Source organism: Streptomyces avidinii (assembly GCF_045161815.1).
GTDB lineage: Bacteria > Actinomycetota > Actinomycetes > Streptomycetales > Streptomycetaceae > Streptomyces > Streptomyces avidinii.
Map to the genome: position 1 here is coordinate 7,940,078 of NZ_CP108863.1, position 18,887 is coordinate 7,958,964.

Annotated in this window: 18 protein-coding genes and 1 pseudogene; 6 read left to right on the forward strand and 13 right to left on the reverse strand. The window is 71.6% G+C overall.

From position 1 onward, the window contains the following. Positions 1 to 12: 12 nt before the first annotated feature. From OG373_RS35865 to OG373_RS35875, 3 genes are all read right to left on the reverse strand, one after another. Positions 13 to 933: a glycoside hydrolase family 19 protein gene (locus tag OG373_RS35865; protein WP_405442818.1), complete on the reverse strand. Its 921-nt coding sequence runs from the start codon at positions 931 to 933 to the stop codon at positions 13 to 15. A 146-nt stretch (positions 934 to 1,079) separates the two neighbouring features. Then, positions 1,080 to 1,493, reverse strand: a complete 414-nt coding sequence (locus tag OG373_RS35870) for a rodlin (RefSeq protein WP_405442820.1) — start codon at positions 1,491 to 1,493, stop codon at positions 1,080 to 1,082. 167 nt (positions 1,494 to 1,660) lie between these two features. Next, complete coding sequence (locus OG373_RS35875; protein ID WP_030384532.1) at positions 1,661 to 1,852, reverse strand: DUF5302 domain-containing protein; 192 nt, start codon at positions 1,850 to 1,852, stop codon at positions 1,661 to 1,663. Positions 1,853 to 2,060: 208 nt separating this feature from the next. On the opposite strand from OG373_RS35875, the gene OG373_RS35880 reads away from it, so the two are divergent. Continuing rightward, positions 2,061 to 3,422, forward strand: a complete 1,362-nt coding sequence (locus OG373_RS35880; RefSeq protein ID WP_405442821.1) for an FAD-dependent oxidoreductase — start codon at positions 2,061 to 2,063, stop codon at positions 3,420 to 3,422. A 97-nt stretch (positions 3,423 to 3,519) separates the two neighbouring features. Here the strand turns inward: OG373_RS35880 and OG373_RS35885 are convergent, their stop codons facing one another. Together OG373_RS35885 and OG373_RS35890 are read right to left on the reverse strand one after the other, a co-directional pair. Then, entirely contained in the window at positions 3,520 to 4,038 is a 519-nt protein-coding gene (locus OG373_RS35885) for a DUF664 domain-containing protein (RefSeq protein WP_405442822.1), read from the reverse strand. A gap of 52 nt (positions 4,039 to 4,090) precedes the next feature. Beyond that, on the reverse strand, positions 4,091 to 5,635 hold the full coding sequence (locus OG373_RS35890) for an MFS transporter (protein WP_405442824.1): 1,545 nt from the start codon (positions 5,633 to 5,635) through the stop codon (positions 4,091 to 4,093). 154 nt (positions 5,636 to 5,789) lie between these two features. Between OG373_RS35890 and OG373_RS35895 the strand changes: the two genes are divergently transcribed. Both OG373_RS35895 and OG373_RS35900 read left to right on the forward strand, forming a co-directional pair. Then, positions 5,790 to 6,227 carry a MarR family winged helix-turn-helix transcriptional regulator gene (locus OG373_RS35895; RefSeq protein ID WP_397735589.1) on the forward strand — a complete coding sequence of 146 codons (438 nt, stop codon included), beginning with the start codon at positions 5,790 to 5,792 and terminating at the stop codon, positions 6,225 to 6,227. Positions 6,228 to 6,232: 5 nt separating this feature from the next. Continuing rightward, positions 6,233 to 6,823: a HutD family protein gene (locus OG373_RS35900; protein WP_405442827.1), complete on the forward strand. Its 591-nt coding sequence runs from the start codon at positions 6,233 to 6,235 to the stop codon at positions 6,821 to 6,823. Here the strand turns inward: OG373_RS35900 and OG373_RS35905 are convergent. After that, on the reverse strand, positions 6,820 to 8,622 hold the full coding sequence (locus OG373_RS35905; RefSeq protein ID WP_405442828.1) for a galactose oxidase-like domain-containing protein: 1,803 nt from the start codon (positions 8,620 to 8,622) through the stop codon (positions 6,820 to 6,822). The two genes, OG373_RS35900 and OG373_RS35905, sit on opposite strands and share 4 nt — an antisense overlap. Before the next feature lie 259 nt (positions 8,623 to 8,881). On the opposite strand from OG373_RS35905, the pseudogene OG373_RS35910 reads away from it, so the two are divergent. Then, positions 8,882 to 9,267 (forward strand): annotated as a pseudogene (locus tag OG373_RS35910) (DUF4360 domain-containing protein); the annotation flags it as partial. A 106-nt stretch (positions 9,268 to 9,373) separates the two neighbouring features. Here the strand turns inward: OG373_RS35910 and OG373_RS35915 are convergent. From OG373_RS35915 to OG373_RS35940, 6 genes are all read right to left on the reverse strand, one after another. After that, positions 9,374 to 10,417: a LacI family DNA-binding transcriptional regulator gene (locus OG373_RS35915; RefSeq protein WP_397735597.1), complete on the reverse strand. Its 1,044-nt coding sequence runs from the start codon at positions 10,415 to 10,417 to the stop codon at positions 9,374 to 9,376. Positions 10,418 to 10,510: 93 nt separating this feature from the next. Further along, positions 10,511 to 11,521 carry a glutathione S-transferase family protein gene (locus tag OG373_RS35920; RefSeq protein ID WP_405442829.1) on the reverse strand — a complete coding sequence of 337 codons (1,011 nt, stop codon included), beginning with the start codon at positions 11,519 to 11,521 and terminating at the stop codon, positions 10,511 to 10,513. 173 nt (positions 11,522 to 11,694) lie between these two features. Beyond that, the gene (locus OG373_RS35925) at positions 11,695 to 12,531 is read right to left on the reverse strand and encodes a class II glutamine amidotransferase (protein WP_397735601.1); all 837 of its coding nucleotides are present in this window, start codon (positions 12,529 to 12,531) and stop codon (positions 11,695 to 11,697) included. Positions 12,532 to 12,654: 123 nt separating this feature from the next. Further along, positions 12,655 to 13,167 carry a pyridoxamine 5'-phosphate oxidase family protein gene (locus OG373_RS35930; RefSeq protein ID WP_397735603.1) on the reverse strand — a complete coding sequence of 171 codons (513 nt, stop codon included), beginning with the start codon at positions 13,165 to 13,167 and terminating at the stop codon, positions 12,655 to 12,657. 148 nt (positions 13,168 to 13,315) lie between these two features. Further along, positions 13,316 to 14,752: a glycoside hydrolase family 16 protein gene (locus tag OG373_RS35935; protein ID WP_405442832.1), complete on the reverse strand. Its 1,437-nt coding sequence runs from the start codon at positions 14,750 to 14,752 to the stop codon at positions 13,316 to 13,318. 339 nt (positions 14,753 to 15,091) lie between these two features. Further along, positions 15,092 to 15,310, reverse strand: coding sequence for a hypothetical protein (locus OG373_RS35940; protein WP_405442833.1), 219 nt, complete (start codon positions 15,308 to 15,310; stop codon positions 15,092 to 15,094). Between the two features lie 221 nt (positions 15,311 to 15,531). Between OG373_RS35940 and OG373_RS35945 the strand changes: the two genes are divergently transcribed. Beyond that, positions 15,532 to 15,741 carry an acyl-CoA carboxylase epsilon subunit gene (locus OG373_RS35945; protein ID WP_405442834.1) on the forward strand — a complete coding sequence of 70 codons (210 nt, stop codon included), beginning with the start codon at positions 15,532 to 15,534 and terminating at the stop codon, positions 15,739 to 15,741. A gap of 50 nt (positions 15,742 to 15,791) precedes the next feature. On the opposite strand, the gene OG373_RS35950 is transcribed toward OG373_RS35945, so the two are convergent. Continuing rightward, complete coding sequence (locus tag OG373_RS35950) at positions 15,792 to 17,423, reverse strand: FAD-dependent oxidoreductase (protein ID WP_405442835.1); 1,632 nt, start codon at positions 17,421 to 17,423, stop codon at positions 15,792 to 15,794. Positions 17,424 to 17,698: 275 nt separating this feature from the next. Here OG373_RS35950 and OG373_RS35955 point away from each other — a divergent pair, with 275 nt between their 5' ends. Further along, positions 17,699 to 18,796, forward strand: a complete 1,098-nt coding sequence (locus tag OG373_RS35955; protein WP_405442836.1) for a SchA/CurD-like domain-containing protein — start codon at positions 17,699 to 17,701, stop codon at positions 18,794 to 18,796. Positions 18,797 to 18,887 lie beyond the last annotated feature (91 nt).

Below are 18,887 nucleotides of genomic sequence, written 5' to 3' on the forward strand. Positions count from 1 at the left end.
CGGTACCGCCGCTCAGCAGCCGAGGTTGTTCCCGGGTGTCACCCCGAGCAGCTGCGTGAAGCTCTGGTACTTCGAGATCCGGCTCTGGACCTGGGCGGGGTTGCCGCCGTTGCACTCCAGGGCGCCGTTGATCGAGCGGATGGTCTCCCCGAAGCCCGCGCCGTTCACCATGGCGGCGTGGGCGGTCATCGTGCCCGGGCCGTTCTGGGTGTTCCAGTACCAGAGCGCCGTCTTCATGGCGACGGCCGGGTCCTGCTCCACGAGGTACGGGTTGGCGAGGAGGTTGATGCCGAGGGCGTCACCGGCCGCCTTGTAGTTGAAGTTCCAGCTGAGCTGGATGGGCCCGCGGCCGTAGTAGGCGGCCTGCCCGGCGGGACAGCCGTAGGGCTGGGTCGCGTCGCAGTAGTGGGGGTAGTTGGCGGTGTTCTGCTCCACGATGTGCACGAGTCCGCCCGTCTCGTGGGAGACGTTGGCCAGGAAGGCCGCGGCCTCGCGCCGCTTCACGGTGTCGTCGCCGGTGTTGGCGAAGCCCGGGTAGGCGGAGAGCGCCGCGACCAGGCCGTTGTAGGTGTAGAAGGGGTTCCGGTTCGGGAACATCTGGTTGAACTGGGCCTCGGAGACCACGAATCCGGTGGGGTTGCCCGGATCCGGGTCCGGGTCCTGGCCACCGCCGCCGCAGACGCCCTGGTCCGACCAGACGCCCCACTGGCCGGTGGTGCCCGGCGTTTCGCCCTGGGTCCACCACTTCGCCTGCCAGTTGTGGCCGCCGTGCGAGGCGTTCATGCCGCCCGTGTAGACGGCGGAGGAGGCCCAGGCGCCGGCGCAGGGGGGTGCCGCGGCGGCGTGGGAGGAGGGGAGGGCGATGGCGAGGCCGACGGTGACGGCCGCGGCGGCGGCCAGGGAGAGGGCGCGGCGACGAAGCGCACGTGTCACGTAACTGCTCCTTCAGTGGGGGGACTTGCCGTGGGGGACGACAGTGCCCACTGAAGCGAGAATGGTCTGAACCTGTCAAGGTCTAGACCAAATGAAACGCGCCGGTATCACGCGTGACGCGTGACACCGGCGCGAAATCGAACCGATCAGCTGCCCGAGGAGAGGTTCCCGGAGAGGACCGGGATGTTGCTGGCGATGTGCGAGAGGGCCTCGTCGCCCTTGGCCTGGGTGGAGTTCTCGGCGCACTGCTGGTTCTGCGGGTTCGACAGGACGTTGACGTCCTGGACACCGATGTTGGCGAGGATCGCGACCAGGGACTGGGCGTTGACCTTGGCCGGCAGGCCGACGCAGAGCTTGTTGAGCGAGCCCTGGATGGCGCCGAGCTGCGGGCTCATGCTGCCGTGGGTCTCCTGGTTGCCGTACAGCTGGGCCGCGCCGTTGCCGTTCACGGTGTTGATGCCGTTGTCGTTGCCGATCGCCATCGCCGGGGAGGCGACTGCGGCACCCGCGCCGAGCACGGCGGCGGTGGCGGCTGCGGTGGCCATGAACTTCTTGAACATGTGGGGATCCTTCTGTCGCACTGTCGCATGAGATAGCTGCCCTCGGCGGGACGTGCTGATCAACTGTCGACAGCGCTCGGGGTTATCCCCACTCACCCGGGTGGCTCAATGCCGGGTTGAGCCACCCCCGGCCGCGACGGCGGGGGCGAGCTCCTCGGATCCGAGGGTCAGCCGGTCTTGCGGCGGACCTTCTTGTTCTTCCCGCCGGGGCCGCTGCTGGCGCCCTGCACCTTGGCCCGGCTCTGGTGCGCCTGCTGGGACTGGGCGTTCGCGGCGTTGCGGTCCAGGGCCTCCCGGAACTTGCGCTTGGCCGCGTCGGCGGGGGACTCGTCCTGCGGGGTGTCGGTTTCGTCAGCCATTTTGTCCTCCTGGGGTGATCAAGCCGTTTCAGTCTGTCAGGTGAGGCCCCCGCTGACCAGCGAGTTCCCCTAAGCTCCAAGCGTTGCTTGGGGAGGTCATAAGTTTTGATTATGGGGTCATAAAGAGATGCCGGGTGCTGAGTTAGGCTTACCTTCGTTTAGGGTTCCCCTTGATCCACCTTGCCGTCAGTCGAAGGGAACCTCTGCCATGCCTCGCCCTCTGCGGGTAGCAATCGTCGGTGCCGGCCCCGCCGGTATCTACGCCGCCGACGCGCTGCTGAAGTCCGAGGCGGCCGTCGAGCCCGGCGTGTCCATCGACCTCTTCGAGCGGATGCCCGCCCCCTTCGGCCTGATCCGGTACGGCGTCGCCCCCGACCACCCCCGGATCAAGGGCATCATCACCGCCCTGCACCAGGTCCTCGACAAGCCGCAGGTCCGCCTCTTCGGCAATGTCGACTACCCGAACGACATCAGCCTCGACGAGCTGCGGTCCTTCTACGACGCCGTGATCTTCTCCACCGGTGCCACGGCCGACCGCGCCCTGGCCATCCCGGGCGTCGAGCTCGACGGCTCCTACGGCGCCGCCGACTTCGTCTCCTGGTACGACGGTCACCCGGACGTCCCGCGCACCTGGCCGCTGGAGGCCGAGAAGGTCGCCGTGCTCGGCGTCGGCAACGTGGCCCTGGACGTCGCGCGCATCCTCGCGAAGACGGCCGACGAGCTGCTGCCCACCGAGATCCCCGCGAACGTCCACGACGGGCTCAAGGCGAACAAGGCCCTCGAGGTGCACGTCTTCGGCCGTCGCGGACCGGCCCAGGCCAAGTTCAGCCCCATGGAGCTGCGCGAGCTGGACCACTCGCCGACCATCGAGGTCATCGTCAACCCCGAGGACATCGATTACGACGAGGGCTCCATAGCCACGCGCCGCGCGAACAAGCAGGCCGACATGGTCGCCAAGACCCTGGAGAACTGGGCGATCCGCGACATCGGCGAGCGCCCGCACAAGCTGTTCCTGCACTTCTTCGAGTCGCCCGCCGAGATCCTCGGCGAGGACGGCAAGGTCGTCGGGCTGCGCACCGAGCGCACCGAGCTCGACGGCACCGGCAACGTCAAGGGCACCGGCAACTTCACCGACTGGGACATCCAGTCCGTCTACCGGGCCGTGGGCTACCTCTCCGACGAGCTGCCCAAGCTTCCCTGGGACGTCGAGTCCGGCACGGTCCCGGACGAGGGCGGCCGCGTGATCGAGGCCGGCAGCCACCTGCAGTCGACGTACGTCACCGGATGGATCCGGCGCGGTCCGATCGGCCTGATCGGCCACACCAAGGGCGACGCGAACGAGACCGTCGCGAACCTGCTCGCCGACCACGCCGAGGGCCGCCTCGGCGAGCCGGCCACCCCCGCGCCGGAGGCCGTCGAGGCCTTCCTCGCCGAGCGCAGCGTCCGCTACACGACGTGGGAGGGCTGGTACAAGCTGGACGCGGCCGAGAAGGCCCTCGGTGAGCCCCAGGGCCGCGAGCGCGTGAAGATCGTCGAGCGCGAGGGCATGCTCGACGCCAGCGGAGCGTAGTGCGCGAGGGCCGGGACCCCGACGGGGTCCCGGCCCTCTGTGCGTCCTGTGATGCGCTCGGCGGCGGCGCTGTCCGGGCAACGGGACGGGAGCCGCCTCAGACGCCCCGGTCCCGCTCCAGCACGCCCCGTACGAAGGCCGCCTGCCCGGCATGCTGGAGGTCGTCCGTCAGCACGCTGACCAGGCGTACCCCGAGGGTGACCGGCGGGTCCCAGCGCTCGTCGACCACCCGTTCCAGGTCGGTGGCGGCGAGCCCCCGGACGAACCGCGCGGTCCGCTCGTGCACCGCGTCGAAGTACCCCAGCAGCAGCTCGCCCGAGTCGACCCGGACGGTGTAGACGTCCTGCGGTGAGTGCCCGAACCCGGTCGCCCCGGCGGGCACCGGCAGCGCGAACCGGTCCGACCACCCCTCGGAGTCCCACACCTGCTCGGTGTCGGCAGCGTCCGCGAGGTGGTCGTCCTGGACGCGGGTCAGATGCCAGACCAGCCAGGTGATCGAGTTCGCCGCCGGGTCCACGCGGGCGTTGAGCAGCTCCGCCGGGACCCCTTCCACGACCTCGTGCACGATCTCCCGGATGCGTCCGAACCCGTCGGCGATGACCTCCGTAGCCTTCATGCACCCACCATGCAAGGCCGGAGGGCCCGGCCGCCGCGAGCGACACGCGGGGTCAGCGGGTGGCGTCCGCCTTCTCCGCGTTCTCCGCCTTCAGGGCCGTCACGGCCTGCCCGGTCGCCGGGACCGGCTCGGCCGCCGCCGACGGTCCGGAGGCCGCCGCCCGGATGCCCTGACCGCCCCGCAGACCGATCCATCCGATCACCGCGACCAGCGCGAAGGCCACGGCGCCGATCCCGAAGGTCAGGGTGAACCCGGACTCGGCGGGCAGCGGCGGGACCCCGGCCGGCAGGTGATCGATGGTCCTGGAGGCCAGGATCGTGGTGACGACGGCGCTGCCGATCGCGCTGCCCGTGGAGCGGGAGATCGAGTTGATGCCGTTGGCGATGCCGCTCTGGTGGTGCGGGACGCTGGACATGATCACGGCGGGCATGGCGGCGTAGCCGAAGCTCACGGCCGCGCCGACGACGAGTCCGGCACCGATGACCGACAGGCTGTGCCCGTGGTCCAGGACCAGCCAGGCGAAGCCGACCGTGCCGAGCGCGGCGGCCAGCCCCAGCGCGGTGCGCGGACCGCGGTGCCGCACGATCTGGCCGCCCACGGGCGAGGCGAGCAGCGAGACGATCGCGCCGGGCAGCAGGAACTGCACGGAGGCGCGCAGGATGGACGCGTCGAAGCCGTAGCCGGTGAGCGCCTCGGGCATCTGGACGAGGTACGAGACGCCCAGGAAGTTCGCGAACATGCCGAAGCCGACGAGGATGCCGGCCAGGTTGGCCATGAGCACCGGGCGGTGGACGAACATCTTCATGTCGACGAGGGGCTCGCTCACCCTGCGCTCGACGAGCACCCAGACGGCGGCCATGACGGCGGCGCCGGCGAAGCTGCCCAGCGTACGGGCGGAACCCCAGCCCCACTCGTGGCCCTGGGAGATCGGCAGCAGGAGCAGCAGCAGGGCGATGCCGAGCGTCAGGGCGCCGAGGAAGTCGGTGCGCCCGCCGGTCTTGTGCCGGGTCGCGGGGACCAGGAGGACGACCGCGAGCAGGGCGAGGAGCGCGAAGCCGGTCGCCATCCAGAAGGCGTTGCGGTAGTCCGCGCCGGAGCCGGAGGTGAGCAGCCCGGTCGCGACGAGCGCGAGCCCGCTGCCGAACGCGAGCGTGCCGCTGACCAGGGCCATCGCACCCGGCAGCTTCTGCGGCCGGACCTCTTCGCGCAGGACCGAGAGGGCCAGCGGGAAGATCGCGGTGGCGGCGCCCTGGAGCACCCGGCCCAGGATCAGCAGCGGCAGCGAGGACGCGAGAGCGGCGATGACGGAGCCGGCGACCATGACGCCGAGCACGGCGACCAGGGTGGGCTTCTTGCCGTGCTGGTCGCCGAAGCGGCCCAACAGCGGGGTGAAGACGGCGGCCGACAGGAGGGTGGCGGTGGTCACCCAGCTCACGTTGGCCGTCGTGGTGCCGAGGTCCTGGCGGATCAGGCCCAGGATCGGGACCGGCAGGGTCTGCATCATCGAGACGACCATGGCGGCCAGGCTCAGGGCGAAGACGATGACCGTCTCGTTCCGGTGCCCGGCGGCCGGGGTGGCGGGGGAGGGGGTGCTCATGGCTGGGGGTGACCTTCTTCGTGTTTCGGAGCTGAGGAGCTTCGGAACGCAGATGTTTGACTTCATCAAGTAACTCGAACGACGGTAGACGTCGATAGTTAAGGTGGTCAAGTAAACAATTGATAATGTGAAACATCCTGAGTACGCTCCAGGTATGAGCGACACCGCCACGCAGACCCCCACCAAGCTCCAGCTGCTGGAGCTGCTCGCCGCGATCGGCACCGCCCAGTGGCGCGAGTTCGCGGCCGCCGCGGCCCAGCACGGCCTCACCTCCACCCAGGCCAGGGTCCTCGCCCAGCTCGACGGCCCCGTGCCGATGCGCGGCCTTGCCACCCTGCTGGTCTGCGACGCCTCGAACGTGACCGGCATCGTCGACCGCCTGGAGGCCCGCGAGCTGGTGCGCCGGGAGCCCGACCCCGCCGACCGGCGTGTCAAGAACGTCGTCGCCACCGACGCGGGGCGTGAGGTGATCCGCCGCGTACGGGAGGAGATGCAGGCGATGCACGGCGCGCTGGACACCCTCGACGAGACCGAGAGCGCGACGCTCTACGCCCTGCTGGGCCGCCTGCGCCCCTCGATGGAGAAGGCCTGATCGCCATGGGCGCACCGAGCGGCGGCGGCATCCGCATCCTGCGGGCGGCCGACCGCACGGCCACCGTGTGGAAGAACGGCGGCGGAGTCACGCGGGAGATCGCGGCGTGGCCCGAGGGCGCCGGCATGGACGACTTCGGCTGGCGCGTGAGCCTCGCCGAGGTCGCCGCCGACGGGCCGTTCTCGGCCTTCCCCGGCATCGGGCGGACCCTCACCCTCGCCGAGGGCGCTGGCATGGACCTCACGGTGGGGGGCGTACGCCGGCTCGTGGCCGAACGGTACGCGCCGCAGGACTTCCCCGGGGACGAGCCGACCGACTGCCGGCTGCTCTCCGGCCCCGTGGTGAACTTCAACGTGATGTACCGCCGGGGCGCGGTGGAGGCGCGGACCGCCGTCGTACGGGGCCGGTCGGCCCTGGCGGTCGGGCCGGGCGAGACGCTGCTGGTGGTCGCCCTGGAGGGGCCGGCCGCGCTCGAACGGCCGGACGACCTCGTGGAACTCCTCCCGTACGACGCGGCCCTGGTGACGGGACCGCTCGACTGCCCGGTCCGTACGGACGGGCGCGCGGCAGTCGTCCTCCTCGGCCCGACCCGCTAGCGGGTGCCGAGCTTCACCCACTTCGCGGTGCTGGGCACGCCCTTCGCGTCGAGCAGGAAGAGCATGTAGTACCCGGGCGGGGCATCGGCGGCGCTCGGCGGCGTACGGAGTGCGACGGTGGAGCCGTGCACGCCGGTGATCCGCAGGTCCAGGTGGCGCTGGCTGGTGTTCACCGAGTGGGTGACGGTCGTCGGAGCCAGCAGCACCGCGCGCGTCACGTCCTTCGCCGTCGAGCTGGAGACCTGGAAGGCCGCGTCGTGGTCCAGGTCGCCCGCCGGGGCCCGGTCGAGCGCCGGGCGGGGCCCCCGGTGCAGATAGGCGGGCTCGTAGAGCTCGATGCTGCCGTCCATCCCGTCCTTGATGTCGGGGTCGTTGGCGATCTGCTGGAGCTCGTCGCCGGTGACCATCATCCGGCCGTCCGGCAGGACCAGGGCGTTGGAGTGGTAGCCGCGGGGCAGCCGCTGGGCCGGACCCAGCGTCCAGTGGCCGCGGGCGTCGCGCAGTTCGATCTGCCGGTACTTCAGGTCCGCCTTCGGGTTGAAGGGCCCGTTGCCGTAGTTCCGGGTGTCCAGGGCGCCGTTCACGGTGAGCAGCGTCCCGTCCGGCAGGATCAGGGTCCCGTCCTGGGTGCGGCCGAAGGCTCTCGGCGCCTCGATGCTCCAGCGGCCCCCGGACAGCCGGTAGGTGAGCGGGTCGCGCGGGTCGCCGCCGAGCACCAGGACGGAGTCGGGGCCGCGGAAGCCGGCCGGCAGCGGCACCGCCGAACCGTAGCCGCGGAAGTCGGCGGGCCGCCGCGGCAGGTCGGTGCGGGTCTCCTCGACCGGGTCGAACAGCCACTGCTGGTCGGCGTCGCGGCCCAGCCCGTAGATCTTCCCGTCCCGCAGCGAGAAGAGGTGCGGATAGTCGTTCCGGAAGGGCGCGTCCGAGCGGAGCCGCTCGGAGGGGACGTTCGCCGGGATGTCGTACGACCGCCAGGGCACGGGACGCCCGAGCGCGGGGAAGCGTTCCACCACCGGAGTGGGTGTGCCCGTTCCGCGCTCGGACTGGCCGGACATGATGATCTGCCGGCCGTCCGGCCCGGTCACGACCGAGGGGTACCAGCGCCCCACGGACATGTCGCGGTTGCGGAACCACTTCTCGGTCCACGGGTCGAAGACGAAGGACAACCTGGCGCCGCTGCCGCCCTTCCCGCCGACGTTGCCGCCGAACACCCCCACCATTCCGTTGGGGAGGTAGGAGTGGCCGGCGCAGAAGAACGGCGCCGGGCGCGGGGCGTACCTGCCGTCGGGCATCAGCACCACCGGCGGCGCCACGTTCCTGAAGGCCTTGGCCCCGGTCCCCTTGGCGGGGTCCCAGAGGTAGGCGCGGCCCGCGTTCGTCCGGCCCACCGTGTTGGTGGGACCGGTCTCCTTGGTGGGGTCGGCCTCCACGCGTTCGAAGGAGAACAGCAGGACCTTGCCCGTCGGCAGCTGGGCCACGTGGACGCCGAAGTCGGGCGAGGGGAAGTACTGGGCGAACCGGCCGAACCGGGCCGCGGGGAACTTCGTGTTGGCCGTGCGCTGGGACTCCTCCAGCGAGGCCAGGCTCGACGTGCGCCTGGACTGCGGATAGCCCTGGGTTCCCCTGGCCGCGTCCCGCAGCCGCGCGTGCGCGCGGGCGTGCTCCTCGCCGAGCACCGCGCCCTCGTCGCCGGTGTGGTGGGCCGCGGCGAACGCCGGAGCGGGTCCGGCGGGGGCGACGACCAGGGCGGCGGCGAGCGCCAGCGCCGACAGGAGGGCGGAGCGTGGTGCGCGGGACATGGGACTCCTCACCGCAGGAGGGCCCGGCGGCCCCGGCCGGCTCCGGAACCCGATGGTTGCCTGAAGGACCTCGCCGATATTAGGACAAACAGGAACGAGTGATCGGTGCGACTCGAAACACCGGGCTGCCTGGGGCCATTCAGTGAAGCGAATTGGGTGGGTTTATCGTTTCTGCGGTGACGGCCTTCGGCCATCGAGGTGAGACCGCGTGCCCGTCGACCGGACGGGTCCGTCATGGACGGCTGTCCATGACGTTGTGATCAAGTCGCTCCGTACCGGATTCACCGCAGCCGCCGTGACCGCAACGCTTCTCGCGCTCACCCCCGCCGCCGGGGCCTCGCCCTCGGCGCCCTCGGCCCCCGAAGACCAGGTGAGCGTGGACGTCGCCACCGTGAACGGATCGGGCTGCCGGCCAGGCAGTGCCACCGTCGCCGTGTCGCCGGACAACTCGGCCTTCACCGTCACCTACAGCGAGTACCCGGCCCAGGCCGGCGGCGGCGCCCCTGCCGTCGAAGGCCGCAAGAACTGCCTCTCTCCCTCGACGTCCACGTCCCGCAGGGGTACACGTACGCCGTGGCCAAGGTCGACTACCGCGGCTTCGGCAGCCTGCAGCCCGGCGCCGTCGGCACGCAGAAGGCCGGCTACTCCCCTGGAAGCAGTGCCCGGTGCGGCGCTGATCCGGGAAGGGCCCCGGCCCGCGGTCCCCGCCCTGCTCGCAGGGGCCCGCTGCCGTGCGGGCCCCTGCGGCACGTCAGGCCGACGCGCGCCGCACCAGTTCCGTGGCGGTGATCACCGGACGGGGCGCGGTCCGCTCGTCCGGACCGCCGTTCAGGGTGTCCATCAGCAGCCGTGCCATCAGCCGGCCCATGCCCTCGATGTCCTGGCGTACGGTCGTCAGCGGCGGGTCGGTGCTCTCGGCCACCGCTTCGGCGTCGTCGAATCCCACCAGCGCCACGTCCCCCGGCACCGTGCGGCCGCTCTCCCGCAGCACGCGCAGCGCGCCGGTTGCCATCAGGTCGTTCCCGGCGAAGACGGCGTCGATCCCGGCGTCCCGGTCCAGCAGTTCCGCCATCGCGCGGGCCCCGCCCGCCGGGGTGAAGTCCCCTTCGGCGAACAGCTCGGGGCCGGCCGCCGCGAGCGCGTCCCGGTAGCCGCTCAGCCGGTCGGCCGCCGAGGTCTGGTCGAGCGGCCCGGCGATGTGCGCGATCCGCCTCCGGCCCTGTGCCAGCAGATGGCGCACGGCCTCCCGCGCGCCCCCGCGGTTGTCGGCGTCCACGTAGGTCACGCCGTCGTGCTCGGCGGGCCCGGTGGTCCAGCCGGGGCGGCCGCCGAAGACCGTGGACATGCCGATGCGGCGGATGATGGCGGGCAGCGGATCGTCGGCGTGCAGGGAGAAGGCGAGGGCTCCGTCGACATGGCCGCCCGCCAGGTATCGCTCGATCCGGTCGTAGTCCCCGCGGTCCTCCACCAGCAGCAGGACCAGCTGGGTGTCGTGCGCGGTCAGCTCTTTGGCGATGCCGCGGACCTGGCGCGAGAAGAACGGGTCCGAGAAGATCCGGATCTCCGGCTCGGGAATGATCACCGCGACGGCCCCGGTGCGCCGGGTGACCAGGGTGCGCGCCGCGTGGTTGGGGATGTAGCCCAGCTCGCGGATCGCCGTACGTACCCGGTCCGCCAGGTGCGCGCGGACCCCGTCGCCGCCGTTGACCACGCGGGACGCGGTGGCCCGGGAGACCCCGGCGTGCGCCGCGACGGCCTCCAGGGTGGGCCGGCTGTCGGGACGCGGCTCGGTCACGGATGCTCCTCCACGGGTCCACGGACGGGCGGTCGCACGGTGCCGCCCCTCGCCGGACAGCAGCGTAACCGGTGATCGCCCCTGGGTGTGGGGTCAGGGCGAGAGCGGGCTCGAACCCGACGGGACGGCCTCCTCGGGAGCCACCGGTCCCGGTGGTGTGCCGTCGCCGAAGGGATGTCCGCCCAGCACGTCCCGGCCGTGCGGATCGAGCCAGCCCGACAGATCCGGTCCGGCGGGCACGATGCCGCTCGGGTTGATGTCCTCGTGGACCAGGTAGTAGTGCCGCTTGATGTGATCGAAGTCCACGGTGTCGCCGAACCCGGGGGTCTGGAACAGGTCGCGCGCGTAGGCCCACAGCACCGGCATCTCCGACAGCTTCTGCCGGTTGCACTTGAAGTGGCCGTGGTACACGGCGTCGAAGCGTACGAGGGTGGTGAACAGCCGTACGTCCGCCTCGGTGACGGTGTCGCCGACCAGGTAGCGGGAGGCCGCGAGCCGCCCGGTGAGCCGGTCGAGATGGGCGAACAGCCGCTCGTACGCCGCGGAGTAGGCCTCCTGGGTACCGGCGAAACCGGCACGGTAGACGCCGTTGTTCACCTCTTTGTAGACGGCCTCGTTCACGGCGTCGATCTCTGCCCGCAGCGGGGGCGGGTAGAGCGCCGGGGCGCCCTCGCGGTGGTACGCCGTCCACTCCAGCGACATGTCGATCGTGATCTGCGCGAAGTCGTTGGTCACCACCCGGCCCGTCGGTACATCGACGATCGCCGGAACCGTGATGCCCCGGTCGTAGCCGGGATCGCGGGCCAGGTAGGCCTCCTGGAGCCGCTCGATGCCGAGCACGGGGTCGCGACCGCCGGGATCGAGGTCGAACCGCCAGCTCCGCTCGTCGTGTGTCGGGCCCGCCACGGCCATCGGCAGCGCCTTCTCCAGTCCGAGGAGCCGTCGCACGATCACCGCACGACTGGCCCAGGGGCACGCACGGCTGACCACCAGCCGGTAGCGGCCCGGTTCGACGGCGAAGCCCTCACGCCCGTCCGCGGTGATCCGAGTGGTGATGTACCGGCTGTCGCGTGCGTAGGCGGCGCCACGCTGCACATAACTCACGCCAGGCCCTGCCTTCCCTCTTCCCTGTGCCGCTACGGGTGCGGTTCCGCCCGACCGCGCCGGGGTGGATACGGACGGTGACCGACGGCATGTCTCCGAAAGGCGGATACCCGTCCCTTCGCCCGCCGAGCCGGAGTCCGGCGTGGCCCCGCCCCGCCCCCCGGCCGGACGGGTCAGAGCTCGGGGAGGAACGGCAGATAGTCGGCATCGGGGCCGGAGGGGATCACGGCGTAGCTGCTCTCGGGGAGCTCGTTCCACACGCCGTGCAGGTCCCCGAGCGGCTCGGAGACCACGAGACGGGTCTCGTCCGAGACCTCCCTGAGGTAGGGCAGCTCGGGATGGAGGTGGCGGACGGTCTCGGCCCTGCTGCTGTAGTACAGCGTCCGGGACTTTCCCTGGCTGGAGTAGCGGAAGGCCCAGACGCGCTCGCCGTCACTCACCGCCACCGTCATCTGGAGCGGTTCCGGCACGCCGTGCTCCTTGCCGAGGCGCTCCACCAGGCCCGCCATCCTGGCCACCGCGCCCGGGACGTCCTGGTCGAGACCGAACGTGACCGCCAGGTAGAACATCACCTCGGAGTCCGTGGACCCCTCGATGCACGGGAAGAGCGCCGGATCGACGGCCATGCAGAGGTCGCGCTGCAGCCGGTGGAACTCCGCGATCGCCCCGTTGTGCATCCACAGCCAGCGGCCGTGGCGGAACGGGTGGCAGTTGGACTGCTGGATCGCCGAACCCGTCGAGGCGCGGACGTGCGCGAAGAACAGCGGCGAGCGGACGTGCGAGGCGAGTTCCTGCAGGTTACGGCTGTTCCAGGCCGGGCCGACGTCCCGGAAGACCGCCGGTGTGCCGTCTCCGTCCGCGCTGTACCAGCCGATGCCGAAACCGTCGCCATTGGTCGGTTCCGCGCCCATCCGGGAGCGCAGGCTCTGGTTGATCAGCGAATGCTCCGGGCGGTACAGCACGGTGTCGAGGAGCATGGGCGAACCCGAGTAGGCGAGCCACCGACACATCCGCACCATCCCCTTCGCGACCTGCTCCGAGCCTAACCCCACCGACGTCGCGGTTCCCGCGGGACGGGCTGCCGGTGGCGGCCGGGACGGCCATGATCGTGTGCGCGGGCGCGGCGGCGGCGATCAGGAGAAGAGCCAGCGCGTCTGGCTGTACCCGCCCTTGCCGAAACCGAAGGCCGTGCTCGGGCGCACCGCGAAGACCACCGCCTCGCCCGCGTCGGGATTCACGAACACACCGTCGCCGACGTCGAAATGCCACTCGGAGCCGTACTTCGCCTCCCAGGCGGCGGCGAGCCGGCGCAGCCGCTCGGGATCCCTGACCCGGGCCGCCCGACCCTCGACGACCAGGTCGAACCCCTCGTGCAGGGTGTTGGTGCCGGTGGTGAGGACGACGTGCGCGTTGCCGCGGAGGTTCTTGGCCTTGCGCTCCTCGGGCCCGGTGCAGAAGTGCAGCGCGCCGTCCGCCCAGACCCCGATCAGCGGGGTGACGTGCGGCCGCGCGTCGGGGCGTACGGTCGTCAGCCAGTACAGCTCCGCCGTGGCCAGCCGGCTGACGGCGTCCCGCCACGGCACCGCCGTCGCCTGCTCGTCGCTGTAACGCGCGTCCAGCTCGGCGCGGGGTTCTTCGTCGGGCATGGCGTGTCCTCCTGCTGCGGCTTCCTGCTGCGGCCTCCCGCTGCGGTCGGTCCCCAGCCTGTCCCGCCCCGCCCGGGCCGTCCACCGGACGCGCGGCGTCGTCCACGCGGACTGCCGCGTGGACGACGCCGGGCCTGCGAGGAGGTGGTCAGTGACCGAAGTCGAACCAGTTGACGTTCACGAAGTCGGCGGGCTGGCCGCTCGTGAAGGTGAGGTAGACGTCGTGCGTGCCCGTGACCGCGGTGATGTTCGCGGGCACCGTGCGCCAGCTCTGCCAGCCGCCGGTGGACGCGATCGAGAAGCTGCCGATCGGAGCCGAGGCCGGGCTGTCGAGCCGTACCTCGACCAGGCCGCTGACCCCGCCGGCCGCGCCGCTGGCCACGCGTCCGTGGAACTGCCCGGCCGGGGTGGAACCGAAGTCGACACCCCGGAACAGCGCCCAGTCGCCGTTGCCGATCGCCGCGAGGTTCTGGCCGCCGCCGCTGTCCGTGGTGGTCTCCTTGGACACGCCCGACTGGCCGTCGTACGACTCGGCCTGGATCGCCGTGTAGGCGTCGCGGTGCCCGGGCGGAGTCGTCGGCGGCGTCGTCGGGGGAGTGGTGGGCGGGGTGGTGGGCGGCGTGCTGCCGCCGGTGGAGCGCAGGACGGACACGTAGTCGACGACCATGGCGTGCCCGGGCTGGGTGCCCGCGTCGGGGCCGCCGCCGAAGGCGTCCGGGAAGCCGCCGCCCATGGCGACGTTCAGGATGATGAAGTAGCCGTGGTTCGTGGCGTTGGTCCAGGTCGTCGCGTCCACCTGGTTGGCGCGCACCGTATGGAAGTTGAACTCGTCGACGTAGAAGCGCATTTCCTCGACCGCCGTCGACCGGTCCCACTCGACGGCGTACGTGTGGAAGCCCGCCTGGCAACTGGCCCCGGGGCAGACGCGCTGCCCGCCGATGCCGGAGGTCTCGTTGCAGGGGCCGCCCGGGGTCGTGCCGCAATGCAGGGTCGCCCAGACGTTGTTGAGGCCCTGGACGTTCTCCATGATGTCGATCTCGCCGATGCCCGGCCAGTTCCACCAGTTGCCCCGGTAGGGGGCGCCGAGCATCCAGAACGCCGGCCAGTAGCCCTTGGCCGCCGGGCCCGTCACGTTCGGCATCTGGACGCGGGCCTCCGTACGGAGCTTGCCGCCCGCCGGGGGCTCGAAGTCGGCCCGCCGGGTCTCGACGCGGCCCGACGTCCAGTTGCCGGCGGCGTCCCGGCGGGGGGTGATGCGCAGGTTGCCCGCGCCGTCGAGGGAGACGTTGGAGGGGTCGGCGGTCATCGTCTCGATCTCGCCCGTACCGAAGTTGGCGGGTCCGCCGGGGTAGGAAGTACCGGTGGTGTACTGCCAGTCGGCGGTGTTCACCCCGGAGCCCGCGGGCCCGTCGAAGTCGTCCAGGAACACCCGGGACCAGCCGGCGGGCGGGGCGGGAGCCGCGGCGCTCGCGGGCAGGGCGACGGCAACGGCCGCGACCGCTGTCGCGACCACGGCGATCGTGCTGAGCGCGGCCGCGACGGCCCGCCGGACCGTCGGTCGCTTCCTGCCGGATATCTCGTGCATGCGTGCCCTCTCTGAAGCGCGCCGAGGCGCGGTGCGGGGGGAAGGGTCAGCGGGTCGGCCGTCTTGAGAGCGCTCTCAGAACGGCGCCGCTGGACACTGTCCTCCGCGCCCTCACGGGCCGTCAAGAGATTGAACCGGGAAAGCAGTTACAGGACAGGGGAGTTCAACCAGTGAACGCGGGGAGCCCTGGTCGACGGTGATGCCGCCGACCAGAGCCCGTACCGCGCCGCCCGCCCGCCGGCCCCCGCCCGCCGGCCCGCGCCCCTCGTCGGCCCCGCGCCCGCCGGCCGACGGCCGCTGCGGCACGGCGTTCACCCGTCCGGACCAACCCGCCGTACCTCACTGCGGCGGACCGATCACCTCTTCCGCCCCGGGCAGCTCGTGCACCGAGGCCGCCGTCCCGGTGAGCGGCAGCAGACCGGCCAGCGGGCACGGTACGGGCATCTCGTGGTCGACCTCCCACTGCCCGACCTTGTTCCCGCCCGCGTGGTCCATGGTGCAGACGGCGTACAGGTTCCCGGCGCAGCCCCGGCACAGCAGCGGCCGGTGACCGGTCATCACGGCCGGTCCGGAGTGCCGCCCGCGGCACGCTCTTGTAGCGTCGGTCGCGACAGGACTCCCGGTGACCCGACCGGAGTCCACCGGCCGGTTCGCGTCCGCGGAACACGTCCCGTCAGCGCGCCGAGCCACCCGTGTGCCGCCCGCGTCGGAGCCGAGCCGGTCCGCCCCTCGCGATGCGACCGGGCGCACGCGCAGCCCCCGTGAGAGAGGCCGTGCCGATGTCGAAGGATGTCCCGATAGCGAGCCTGCTGCGTGTGGAGCGGGGCGTCGCCGCCCCCGAGGAACTGGCCGCGATCGCGGTCGTCGTCGCGTGTTACACCGGGCGGACTTCCGCCGCCCGGGAAGCGGCCGGCGGGACCGGGCGCGGCCGCCTGCGTACGCCACCGGCCGCCACCGGCTGCTGGGCGGGCTGCTGGGCCTGCCGCTGAACCCCTTCCGCCGGCCGCACGCACGGCCGGCGGAAGCGGGGACGAGGTGGTCACGCCCGGCGCAGCACCGTAGAGAGGACCTCGGCGAGCGTCGCCGGAGCGTCGGCCACCGCGCCCTCGGAACGCCAGGCCACGAACCCGTCCGGGCGTACGAGCACGGCGCCCTGGGCGCTCATCGCGTGGGCCTCCGTCCAGTCGGAGCGTCCGTCCTGGACGAGGTCCACATCCGGCCCGGCGCCGATCGTGTAGGCCTCCAGCCGCACCGGCAGCTGCTCGGCCACCTGCTTCGCGGCCGCCTTCCACGGCGTACCCGCACCGCTCAGCAGCACGAACGAGCGCTCGTAGAGGTCCAGGGTGGAGATCCGCTCACCCGCCCGGATCACCCACATGTGCGGGGCCCGGGTCCCGGTGTCGCCGACCAGCCGCAGGTTCTCCGGGATGACGGGCCGTCCGGGTTCGCCGCCGACGAGCGCGCCCGACGGGTAGCAGTAGCCCATGGCCGTGGTGAGGACCCCGCTGCCCGGCCCGCCGCCCATGGTGGGCGGCGGCGCGTACCCCGGGTGGCTGTGCTCCGCCGAACGGGCGGACGCCCGCTCACTGGTGGCCCTGGCCACCGGCAGCCGCTCGGCCTCGTAGGTGTCGAGCAGTTCGATGCCGGCCGAGCCGTCCAGTACCGCGGCGATCTTCCACGCCAGGTTGTGCGCGTCCTGGATGCCCGTGTTGGAGCCGAACGCCCCGGTGGGTGACATCTCGTGGGCCGCGTCCCCGGCCAGGAACACCCGTCCGGACGAATACCGCTCCGCCACCCGTTCGGCCGCGTGCCACGGCGCTTTGCCGCCGATCTCCACGTCCAGGTCGGGCACGCCGATCGCGTCGCGGATCTGGTCCACGCACCGCTCGTCGGTGAAGTCCTCCAGGGTCTCGCCCTGCTCCGGGTGCCACGGGGCGTGGAAGACCCAGTGGGTCTTGTTGTCCACCGGCAGCAGCGCCCCGTCCGCACCCGGGCGCATCAGGTAGCAGACGATGAAGCGCAGGTCACCCAGTACCTGGACGAGCTTCTCCGAGTGGAAGGTGACGCTCACGTTGTGGAACAGCTCGCCGTTACCCGTCTGGGGGATCCGGAGCTGCTCCCTGACGGGGCTGCGCGGGCCGTCGGCCGCGATCAGGAAGTCGGCGCGCACGGTGATGTGCTCGCCCGTCTCCCGGTCCTTGACCACGGCGTTCACCCCCGTGGCGTCCTGGTCGAAGCTCATCAGTTCGGTGGCGAACCTGACGTCGGCACCCAGTTCGCGGCTCTGTTCGGCCAGCACCGGTTCGATGTTGTTCTGGCTGCACAGGCACCAGCCGGTCGGACTGAAGCGGGCCAGCGCCCCGGCCGGATCGATCGACTTGATCAGCCAGTTGTGGTCGCCGTCGGTCAGCGACCGCGCCTGCAGAATGCCCTGGGTTCCCTCGAGTACGGACGCCGCCCGGCGGATCGCGCGCTCCGCCCCTGCCGTGCGGAACAGCTCCATCGTCCGGGCGTTGATGCCACGGCCCCGCGGGTGCGCGGAGGTGCCGGAGTGCTTCTCGACCAGCAGGTGCCTCACTCCGTGGCGGCTCAGGAAAAGCGAGGTGGACAGGCCCACGAGGGAGCCGCCCACGACGAGAACCGGTACGCGAACATCGGCGTTGTCTTCCATCAGCTGCGGGCTCCTGTTTTCTGTGTGGGGGAGTGGAGTCTTTATGCCCCCGATCCGGGATAAGGCCCAGTTGATTCGTCGGTTGTCACCCGCTTGATCCTGAGATGTAGCGGTACGTCCCCACCCGGACGACGATGAGCGACAGCGGCTCCCCCTGAGACGCGCCGGCCTGCCGTTCCCCATTCAGGCGGCCGCCGGCCCGGGCGGACGCCACCGGTGACGGACGAGGGGTCCGTACGCGATGGATCTCCACCCCCTCATGAAGGAGTGAGTAGATGACAACCACCCTGTCCGAACGGGTGTCGCAGTCAGCCTTCGACGGCTCCATGCTCCGGGTCGTCCTGCTGATGGATCTCCACGAGGGGACCCAGCAGCAGTTCTTCGAGGCGTACGAACAGCTCCGCCACGACATCGCGTCGGTTCCGGGCCACATCAGCGATCAGCTGTGCCAGTCCTTCGAGAATCCCTCCCAATGGCTCATCACCAGTGAGTGGGAGAGTGCCCCGCAGTACCTCGCATGGGTCAACAGCGAGCACCACGCCGAACAGGTGAAGCCGCTCGGCGCGTGCGCCCGCGCCATGCGGCCGCTCAAGTTCACCGTCCTGCGGGAGACCGGCCGCGGCTACGACCAGGCGGCCCGCCCGGCCGCGGCCCGGCTGCAGAACACCCCCCGGCTGGGTGCGGGCATCGTGCGCCACGCCCTCACCTTCACGGTCAAGCCGGGCAGCGAGAAGGACGTCGCGGCCATCCTGTCCAGCTACGCCTCCCCGGCCGCCCGGGTCGACGACCACACCCGGCTCTGCCGTACCTCGCTGTTCATGCACGGCAACCGGGTCGTGCGCACGGTGGAGGTCCAGGGCGACCTGATGGCCGCCCTGCGGCACGTCTCCGAGCAGCCCGAGGTGCGTGCTGTGGAGGAGGCCATCAACCCCTACCTGGAAAAGGACCGGAACCTGAACGACCCGGAGTCCGCCCGCATGTTCTTCATGCGGGCCGCGCTCCCGGCGGTCCACCACATCGCCGCACCCGAGCCCGAGACCGCCGAGGTGCAGCGGCACGCGCTCTTCTACCCGGCCAAGCCCGGCTGCGGCGTGGCACTGGCCAAGTTCCTGGCCCGGCAGGACGAGGCGGCCGCACACCGCCCGGCCAGCCCCGTTCGGAGCAGCAGCATCTTTCAGCGCGACGACATCGTCGTCCGCCTCATCGACGTCCGCGGCCCGCTCGATGCCGAGCCCGAGACCACCTTCGGCATCTCGGGACCGCGCAAGGCGGCGGTGCTCGAACGGCTGACGGTCCGGGCCGGCAAGCGGGCCCGCCCGGCGGACCACACGATGAAGCTGATCACCGACCGGCGGGCAGCCGCGGAGTCCTGAACCTCCCCGGTCCGGCCGCCCCGCCCCGGTGCCACCCGCACCACTCCGCCCCCATCCACCTCATCCGCAGCCAGGCTCTCCCCACACGCAG